Raw genomic sequence first — 9,865 nt, 5'->3', positions numbered from 1 at the left:
GCCTTTGATGTTTGCTCGCAGATTTTGATGGATCATTTCTCCGGGAAAAAATCTTTGGTTTTTGCTAATCACCAGTGACCTATTACCACAATATTGACACAATAATGCAGGCATAATTAAACTTATCAAGTTAGCGCCATTCCGCGCATGTTTATTCAGTTATGCTTCTAACATGTCCATGAGCTCTCGACGAAATTTATGATAATCTACTTCCAAAGCATGTCGAATATGTGATTTAAACCGGTAATGAGGTTTATTCATTTCAAGCTCTATCTTTTCATGTAGATTCTCGGGACGTTTCAAAGTACCCATAATAATGCGTGCTGCAATTTTTGATTGATAATCAGCCAATGGCCAAATACATCCTTGCGGTTGACATAAACCAATAAAATAAAGTGTATCAAAATTAGGATGCATCATTTTCCGATAAAGCGGGATCTTAGTAGAATTACTAAAATCAGCTACTACCCTATCAAGAAAAGGAAAACTTATTTTATAACCTGTAGCAAAAATGATTGTATCAAATTCTTCGAATTTACCATCAGTAAAATATACTCGTTTGCCGTCAAAATGGGTCATTCCTGGGCGAGGAAATATTTCTCCATGACGAATAAAATAAAGAAGCTCTGTATTAATAGTTGGATGAATTTCTAAGGGACCACAATCTGGCTTCATTAATTTATATTTTGCATAGCGACCTTGAAGAATACGTGCAAAAAAACTCAAAATTTTCTGTCGCAACCAAGAAGGCATCCATCGGATTTTTGCCACAGCGTCATCGGTAGGCTTTCCAAATACAAATTTAGGAAAAATATGATACCCTCTACGCATACTGATACACGTATTAGGTGAAACTCTTGCTATTTCGACAGCAATATCACAGGCAGAATTGCCCCCTCCTACCACTAAAACACGCTGTCCTTTAAATATAGAGGCCTTTTTATATTGGTGAGAATGAAGGATCTGACCAGAAAATTCGCCGGGATATTCGGGCAAAACAGGATCCCAATGATGTCCATTAGCCACTAATAAATAATCAAAATATTCTTCACCAGTACCCTGCGCGTTTTCGAAAACTACCTTCCATTGATTTTGATTAATGGGTACCGCATTTAAAACTTGGGTATTAAAGCGAATGTACTTAATTAAATTAAAGTGATCCGCATAACTTTGGAAGTAGTCTAAAACCAATCGATGAGAAGGATAATCAGGATAATGATGTGGCATTGGAAAATCTTCAAACTCAGACCAACGCTTTGAACTGATAATATGGGTCGTCTCATAAATACTGGAATGAGCATTTTCTTCATCATAAATCCAGTTACCACCAATTTGGTTACATTTTTCAAAAACGGTGATATTTTTTACACCCTGTTCTTGCAAATTTTTAATTGCAGCAAGCCCACTTGGACCTGCTCCTATAACACAGACACGAGGACAATGGTCTTTATCCATTTGCTTTATTTGCATTACTCAACACCTTTTTCACTTCTTTCATTATCATAGCTTGTACAATAGGATCTTTATCAATAGTGAAATGATTCACTGATATTCCTTTTACCTCGGTTACATTAATATTATCAATATGCGTTTTTTCAGGATCGACAGCCTTAAGCCTTAAACCACTAAACATAGGGACAAAACTAGGCTTATAAAAATTCATTGCATGCTTTACGTTAGGAGGAACAATCGTTTGTGACACTGCATCAACAGTAACTAATAAATCAACTGAAATGCCAACTTTATTAAGATTACGAGCAACCTTGATTTGCTCATTTGCACCTAAAGAATGACCTACGAGAATAATAGGCCTATGTACTTTATGTGTTTGATAATAAGAAACAATTTTACGTGTCACATTACCCGCATTATACCACATATCACTAGGCGCTTTAATATTACACTCATCCACTACAGTGTCGCTGAGTGTTCTCATTCCTGTACTAAACAATCCAAGACCACCCAACATCGTGTGTACTTCGCCTTTGTAAGGTTGGGACTTACTCGTCTTAACTGCTTTTTTTGCAGGTTGTTTGCTGGATTGAGCCATTGTAGGTTGAGAAGACTTAGGTATTGGCTTTTTAACGGAGGCTCTACCGCCGGATAAGTCAACACACCCCACTAAACTCATTGTCACGAGAGAGAGCCAAAAAGATATAAAAAAACTTAATTTTCTATTTTGTGCAGAATTCATTTTATTTTTTATTTATATTTTTAGAACGAGAATGATAGCTTATTCTTATAATATTTGCCAAGATACTCCTGTATTGCGATAGCAATTATAAATTTTGCTGCCTGATTTTGATAATATAAAATGCATTATAAAATGTAAAAAAATTCCTGTATGACAAAACTAATGCCTGTATTTTACAATTTGGCTCTTTTATACTTTCACTATGGAACCGCTTTAGTTTATGAAAACATCAAGTGCGATACTCACAGTAAGCCAACTTAACCGCCAGGTAAAAAGCTATCTTGAAAATGAACTGGGCATAGTTTACGTCGAAGGAGAACTTTCAAATCTAAGTAAACCTGTATCTGGACATTATTATTTTACTTTAAAGGACAATAATGCCCAAATTCGCTGTGTCTATTTTAAAAACCGCCACAGCCCACCTACAAATAAGTTATCTGATGGCCAACATGTCATTATAGGCGGGAGATTGAGTTTGTACGAAGCACGTGGTGATTATCAATTGATCGTAGAGCAAGTTACCGAAGCAGGTCTAGGAGCGCTGTATCAACGTTTTGAAGAATTAAAAAATAAATTGGCTGCCGAAGGATTATTTGCTTCAATAAACAAATCCCCTATTCCCTCTATGCCACGTACTATTGGGATAATTACGTCAACCACTGGAGCTGCAATTCGTGATATATTATCAACACTTGCACGACGATTTCCTTTAGCCCACGTCTTAATCTACCCCAGTGAAGTTCAAGGAGCCGGAGCGGCACAACAATTAATCCAAGCGCTACAGTGTGCCAATAGAGAGAAGCGTAGTGATGTCCTTCTTCTTGCTCGTGGTGGTGGAAGTCTTGAGGATTTATGGGCATTTAACGATGAGCGATTAGCCCGTCAAATTGCAAGCAGCTCTATTCCAATTGTATCTGGAGTAGGACATGAAACTGATTTTACCATTGCTGACTTTGTTGCGGATTATAGAGCAGAAACCCCAACAGCAGCAGCTATTGCTGCAACTCCTGATTGTCATGAATTATTCAAATTATTAAATCATGCAATAGCACGTTTGCAGGACGCAATGCATCGTTTTTTGCAAAAATATCAAATAAAACTACATCATTTAATGGATAAAATATCATCGCCACAAAAGGCCATTTCTCACTACTGGCAAACCACAGATTATTTAGAAAGACAACTTATTTCGCACATGAGCTACATCATTAAACAAAAAAAACATCATTTACATCTGTATACAAATAATCTAAAAGCAAGAAACCCCAAAACACAAATTTCCCGAATTCAACTTAGTTTACAACAACTTTCAACACAATTAATCCAGCTCATGCACACTAAATTAAACCAGCTTAAATATCAATTAAGCACACAACTGTCTACTTTGCATGCAGTGAGTCCATTAGCAACTCTAGATAGAGGATACGCGATTGCAACCCAAAAAAGTAAAGTACTGCTTTCGAGCGATCAAGTACATGTGGGCGATACAATAAATGTTCGCTTAGCAGTAGGAAATCTGACTTGTGAGGTCACACAAATACAAGAGTAATATATGCTTGAAGAATTAAATAATAGTCTTGAGTTAATTATCATCCAAACACAAAATAATAGTTCAATCCTAACTATTATTCTTTTAATTCCTTGGTTTTTCTTTTTGGTAAGTCACTTTATTTACAGAAGAATTTTATTGTTGGGAATTATCCCCAGGCGTATTCGCGGCCTGCCGGGTATTCTTTTTGCACCACTCTTACACGCAGATTTCAATCATATCTTTTTTAACTCTATTCCCTTGGCGGTCCTAAGTAATTTTATTTTAATTAATGGGTTAAACTACTTTCTTTTTGTGACCCTAATGATTACCTTATTAAGTGGTATTGCTATTTGGTGTTTTGCCAAACCAGGTTTACATGTGGGTGCAAGTGGTTTAATTACCGGCTATTGGGGCCTCTTAGTCAGTAATATCTATCAAAATGGTACCTTAACAACCTTTATCTTAGGTATGATTAGTCTGTACTATTTTGCGGGTATATTCTTTGGAATTTTTCCTAAAAAAAAGGGGGTATCCTGGGAGGCGCATTTATTTGGCCTTTTAGCAGGTTTTGCAACCAGTTATTTATTAAAACTTTACCCTAATTTCCTAGAGATAATTTTGGTTTTATCTAATAATTTTTAAACCAATATGCTATCCTAAAATTAAAAAATAATAAGAGAAATCAGATGCTATCATTTAAAAATTTATTTTATGCCAGTCTATTTTGTTTGCTTACCTCGCCTACATATGCTCAATCAGGTTCGCAGTCTGGATATGTATCTGGTTGCTGCAGTCAAATGGGTGGTGTTAGTTACTGTGATTCCTCTGCCGGTCGGCTTGTCTGCAAAAATGGATTTTATTCCGCATGTTATTGTACTCCCCATGCAGTAATGGATTTACAACTGTTTAGAGGCTGCTGCTTATGGAAAGGAGGAGTCGTCACTACTTATAATACTACTGGTTTTGTTGTATGTAACGACGGTTCCATTTCCGAAGAATGCTCTTTGCGACCTGAAGAAAAAATTGCAGCTTGGTAGGTGACGTAGTTACATGCAATACAAAGCTTTATCAATTGCAGGATTTGATGGTTCTGGTGGTGCAGGCATTCAAGCTGATCTTAAAACTTTTTCTGCCTTAGGCTGTTATGGTATGACTGTACTGACAGCACTACCCATACAAAATACACGTGGTGTCAGAAATTGTTATACCTTGCCACTGCAAAGTATAGAAGATCAATTAAATGCGCTATTTGATGATATTAGACCTGATAGCATCAAAATAGGCATGCTATTCAATAGTGAGATTATTCAATTAGTTGCTTCATTTCTTAAAAGAAAAGCAATAAATATCCCTATTATTATCGATCCTGTGACTCTTGCTAAAAGCGGTGATCCTTTATTATTACCTGAAGCTATTGATGCATTGATCACCTCACTTATGCCTCTGGCAACCCTAATTACTCCCAATATTCCTGAAGCAGCTACATTTACCGGACTTACTGCACAATCAGAAGAGGAAATGTTATCTGTAGGACAAAAATTGTTAGAATTTGGCCCTAAAAATGTTTTGTTAAAAGGTGGTCATTTAAATTCAATAAACTCCAATGACTTACTCATAGAATCTCATGGCAAGTCCCATTGGTTCATAAGTCCAAGAATAAATACCTTAAATACTCATGGTACTGGTTGTACTCTTTCGGCTGCAATTACAGCCTGCCTCGCTCAAAAAATTGATTTAATTGATGCTTGTAGTATTGCAAAAACTTATTTATTTAATGCAATTCAAGCTGCTAAAGATAAAAGCGTGGGTTTAGGAAATGGACCAGTGCAGCATTTTTATCATCTTTGGCCCATTCAATTATCTGATCTCTAATTCTTTATCAACGCATTTCTATTAGCTCACCAAAACATAACGCGCTAAAAATAATTAATAAATAACCTACTGTTGAATAGCAAAATACCGTATCTGTAAATGACGAAAAACAAAAAGAAATTAACAAACCTAAAAGAATAGGTTTCGTTTCTTTAAGCTTGAAAAAAGTAATAAATAAGGTACCTAAGAATAAGAATAAAAGTGTAATACCAATTAAACCTTGTTCAGCGAGCGTTAACCAATACTGGCCATGGGGCTCATTTAATTTTTTCCCCCATGCTGGTATAGGTTGTTCCAATGAAAAACGGTATGGAAACCCACCAGTACCAATACCTATAAGAGGATGCTCTTTAAATAATGATTCTGCATATTGATGAAACTGTATTCTAAATCCTAAAGAATTATTCTCCTGATGCTGTTGCAATGATTGAATATCATTCAGCAACGTATGGGTTGTTAGTTGCATCCTAGGACTTAGAGTATAAGTTAAAAGAATTATGCAAAAAAACAGCACCACCCCTGCTATTGCTTTTTTCAAAGACATTTTCTGTAGCATAAGCATTGTCATTAAAAGTGCGTATATCAAATAACCCGTTTTTCCCGTATTTAAAAATAGAATTTGATAACTTCCTAAAAAAAACATGCTTAGGGAAAAAAGACGGCGTGATAAACTCACATCAGCTTTAAAAACCTGCAATCCTGCCAGATAAACACCTAAAGCCACCATATATCCGGTAATTATATGATTATAAAATACTTCTCCAGGATCAGAAACATTGTTCAACTCCAAAAGATTCCTTGCTTTCAAAATAGAAAGTATACAAGTTAATAACATCACAGATATATAACTATCTAAAACCCATTGTCTTGTTCTGGGCTGAATAAAAGCTACTGCAAGAATTGGTAAAAAAATTAATTTAGAATACTTATCAATCGTATTATAACGGATTACTAAAGGTGCATCAGACCAAGAACATGCAATAATAATATAAAGAAAAAAAACCAATGCTGCGCGCGCCCATAATGTGTTAAAAGCACTGTATAAATATTGTCTATAATAGGGTGTAAGCACTATAGCCAACAAGCTAAGAACCATCAAAATTGATTTGATACTGGAGCTAATAGGAATAGAAAAAACCAATAAAACAATAAGAATTGGGGCTAATAAATTAATTTTTTCTTCCGAAAAAAACTCTCTCAAATTAGCTCCTCTGCATTTTGAGCTAAAGATGGTAATTGATCTAAATTTTTGTCTTGATATATTTGCTTAATACCACGATAAAAAGTGCCTTGCGCATTAAATACAGCAAATAAAAAGCCTCTTTTGCCATCCAAAAATCCTCGTTGTACGACATAACATCTAAAAAACATCCATAGAGTACTAGCTAATGTCTTACTCAAGCTTGCCCTTTTTTGCTTTGCAATATATGTTTTTGCACTATAAGATGAGTATTTATTTAATTTATAAAGCACATGACTTACATCTTTAAATGAATGGTGCATAATCGGACTTTTTATTTTACCAATACGAGCATCCTCTGGAAGAACTATTTTTTCATGTACTATATCTTCGCTGAAATGGGCGTTAGCCCGTTTAAAAAGACGAGCATGTCGTTTAGGACTGGAAGAATACTTTAAAGGATGATTGTAAAAATACATTTGAATTGCAACCCTAAAAGCATCTGCTGAGTCAGAAGCCATAGCCTGTATTATTTCTTGTTGCAATTCTTGGCTTACTGATTCATCTGCATCAAGATTCAATACCCAATCACAGTGTGCTTTTGATAAAGCACGCTGCTTTTGAGCCCCATAACCAGGCCAGTCTGTAGAATAAACATCATTTGTATATTCTTTTGCGATAGCAACTGTGTTATCCGTACTTCCTGAATCTAATACTATAACTTCATCAGCAAATTGTACTGACTCTAAACACCTTCTGATATTCTGCTCTTCGTTTTTAGTTATTATTATCACCGATAACGTCATTTAAAAAACACCCTCACGATGATCGTGGCTATCAAAGTGCAATTTACCATCTTTTACTTTTAAAGTGACGTGACCACCATGCATCAACTTACCAAAAAGAAGTTCATCAGCAAGAGGTTTTTTCACATTTTCTTGAATGAGTCGAGCCATAGGGCGAGCACCCATTACTTTATCATAGCCATGTTCAATCAACCATTCGCGTGCCATTTTATCCACAGTAAAGGTCACCCCTTTGTGGCTAAGTTGTTCATCTAATTCCATAATAAATTTATCAACAACTAGACCTATAGTTACTGCATCCAATGGAGCAAAGTTAATGATTGCATCAAGTCTATTTCTAAACTCCGGGCTAAATTGCTTTTTAATGACTTCAAGCCCATCATTACTGTTGTCTTGTTGTGAAAAACCAATGGAGTTACGCACCATCTCTCCCGCCCCTGCATTGGAAGTCATTACTAGAATAATGTGCCTAAAATCTGCTTGACGGCCATTTGTATCAGTTAAAGTACCATGATCCATTATTTGTAACAGTAAATTAAACACATCAGGATGTGCTTTCTCAATTTCATCAAGCAAAAGTACCGCATGTGGGTTTTTGGTAACTGCTTCTGTGAGTAATCCCCCTTGATCATATCCTACATATCCTGGAGGAGCGCCAATTAATCGAGAAACCGTGTGTTTTTCCATATATTCAGACATATCAAAACGCAACAGTTCGATCCCTAAAACATTAGCTAATTGTCGAGTTACCTCAGTCTTTCCAACACCTGTTGGGCCAGCAAATAAGAAGCAACCGACTGGTTTTTGTGGATCTCTAAGTCCAGAGCGACCTAATTTAATTGCGGAAGCCAATGCAGTGATTGCTTGATCTTGTCCATAAACTAAAAGTTTCAAATCACGTTCTAAATTACGTAATGTATCTTTATCGCGGGCGGATACTTTCTTAATAGGGATACGCGCAATTTTTGCAACTACACTTTCAATTTCAGTAACACTAATTATTTTTTTACGCTTACTAGCTGTTAATAAATTTTGATATGCACCCGCTTCATCAACAACATCAATTGCTTTATCTGGTAAAAACCTATCATTAATGTATTTTGCTGACAATTCTGCCGCTGCTTTTAAAGCTGGTATCGTGAATTTTACTCCGTGGTGCTCTTCCAAACGACCTTTTAATCCTTTCAAGATTTCAAAAGTTTCATCAACTGTAGGTTCAGGAATATCAATTTTTTGAAACCGTCGTGCCAAGGCTCTATCTTTTTCAAAGATACCCCGGTATTCTTGATAAGTAGTAGATCCTATACATTTCAATTCGCCGTTTGCTAACAAAGGCTTAATCAAATTAGAAGCATCCATAACACCACCGGAAGCTGCACCAGCTCCAATAATGGTATGAATTTCATCAATGAACAAAACAGCACCCTCTTGTTGGCTGAGTTGTTTTAATACAGCTTTTAATCGTTTTTCAAAATCACCGCGATATTTTGTTCCCGCTAGTAATGCCCCTAAATCAAGCGAGTAAACAATACAATCACGAATAGCATCAGGTATTTCGCCATCAACAATACGCCGAGCTAATCCTTCAGCAATTGCAGTCTTACCAACTCCTGCTTCACCCACAAGTAAAGGATTGTTCTTTCTGCGTCGGCACAACACTTGAATAGTGCGTTGAACTTCTTCATGTCGCCCGATTAAAGGATCAATTTTACCTTGTTTCGCACGTCTATTAAGATTCGTACAATAACTTTCAAGAGGTGATTCATTACCCTCTGATGCCCCCATCTCATCTTCCATAGAATTCATGTTTTCATGCATGTCATTATTTTGATACTTAGAAACACCATGCGAAATATAATTAATTACATCAAGTCGTGTAATATTCTCGCGACGTAAGAAATAAACAGCTTGACTTTCTTGTTCACTAAAAATAGCTGCTAAAACATTTGCTCCGGTTACCTCTGTTTTTCCTGCAGATTGTACATGAAAAACAGCACGTTGCAGCACTCGTTGAAAACCAAGCGTTGGTTGAGTTTCTCTATCTACTTCATCTTCAGGAATTCTAGGAGTAGTTTCATCAATAAATTCAATCAGATCTCGGCGTAATGCTTCAATATTTGCATCACATGCCTGCAATACACTTCCAGCTGATGGATTATCAAGCAAAGACAACAGCAAATGCTCAACTGTCATAAATTCATGACGCTTTTCTTTTGCTTCCTTGAAAGCTAGGTTCAAGGTAAATTCAAGTTCTTTATTTAACATTGTCGTTGCTCCTCTTC

Annotated in this window: 9 protein-coding genes; 4 read left to right on the top strand and 5 right to left on the bottom strand. The window is 36.1% G+C overall.

Translation table 11 applies throughout. From position 1 onward, the window contains the following. Positions 1 to 159: 159 nt before the first annotated feature. Both Lsan_RS06770 and Lsan_RS06765 read right to left on the bottom strand, forming a co-directional pair. Positions 160 to 1,470, bottom strand: coding sequence for a flavin-containing monooxygenase (locus Lsan_RS06770; protein WP_058513750.1), 1,311 nt, complete (start codon positions 1,468 to 1,470; stop codon positions 160 to 162). Next, positions 1,448 to 2,194, bottom strand: a complete 747-nt coding sequence (locus tag Lsan_RS06765; RefSeq protein ID WP_058513749.1) for a hypothetical protein — start codon at positions 2,192 to 2,194, stop codon at positions 1,448 to 1,450. Before Lsan_RS06765 ends, Lsan_RS06770 begins: the two co-directional genes overlap by 23 nt. Before the next feature lie 220 nt (positions 2,195 to 2,414). Between Lsan_RS06765 and xseA the strand changes: the two genes are divergently transcribed. The 4 genes from xseA to thiD are packed head-to-tail and all read left to right on the top strand — an operon-like array spanning position 2,415 to position 5,597. Then, positions 2,415 to 3,743, top strand: a complete 1,329-nt coding sequence (gene xseA, locus Lsan_RS06760; RefSeq protein WP_058513748.1) for an exodeoxyribonuclease VII large subunit — start codon at positions 2,415 to 2,417, stop codon at positions 3,741 to 3,743. Positions 3,744 to 3,746: 3 nt separating this feature from the next. Continuing rightward, a complete protein-coding gene (locus tag Lsan_RS06755; protein WP_058513747.1) occupies positions 3,747 to 4,367 on the top strand; it encodes a rhomboid family intramembrane serine protease in 621 nt (206 codons plus the stop codon). 44 nt (positions 4,368 to 4,411) lie between these two features. Beyond that, complete coding sequence (locus tag Lsan_RS06750; RefSeq protein ID WP_058513746.1) at positions 4,412 to 4,762, top strand: hypothetical protein; 351 nt, start codon at positions 4,412 to 4,414, stop codon at positions 4,760 to 4,762. A gap of 13 nt (positions 4,763 to 4,775) precedes the next feature. After that, the gene (gene thiD, locus Lsan_RS06745; protein WP_058513745.1) at positions 4,776 to 5,597 is read left to right on the top strand and encodes a bifunctional hydroxymethylpyrimidine kinase/phosphomethylpyrimidine kinase; all 822 of its coding nucleotides are present in this window, start codon (positions 4,776 to 4,778) and stop codon (positions 5,595 to 5,597) included. A gap of 7 nt (positions 5,598 to 5,604) precedes the next feature. Here thiD and Lsan_RS06740 read toward each other — a convergent pair whose 3' ends face one another. The 3 genes from Lsan_RS06740 to clpA are packed head-to-tail and all read right to left on the bottom strand — an operon-like array spanning position 5,605 to position 9,848. Further along, complete coding sequence (locus tag Lsan_RS06740; protein WP_058513744.1) at positions 5,605 to 6,798, bottom strand: O-antigen ligase family protein; 1,194 nt, start codon at positions 6,796 to 6,798, stop codon at positions 5,605 to 5,607. Further along, positions 6,795 to 7,583: a glycosyltransferase family 2 protein gene (locus Lsan_RS06735; RefSeq protein ID WP_058513743.1), complete on the bottom strand. Its 789-nt coding sequence runs from the start codon at positions 7,581 to 7,583 to the stop codon at positions 6,795 to 6,797. The genes Lsan_RS06740 and Lsan_RS06735 overlap by 4 nt, the downstream gene beginning before the upstream one ends. Then, complete coding sequence (gene clpA / locus Lsan_RS06730; RefSeq protein WP_058513742.1) at positions 7,584 to 9,848, bottom strand: ATP-dependent Clp protease ATP-binding subunit ClpA; 2,265 nt, start codon at positions 9,846 to 9,848, stop codon at positions 7,584 to 7,586. It lies immediately after the preceding gene. Between the last annotated feature and the right edge of the window lie 17 nt (positions 9,849 to 9,865).

The organism is Legionella santicrucis (assembly GCF_001468135.1).
Classification (GTDB): Bacteria; Pseudomonadota; Gammaproteobacteria; order Legionellales; family Legionellaceae; genus Legionella; species Legionella santicrucis.
This window is presented reverse-complemented; position numbering and strand designations above follow the sequence as displayed.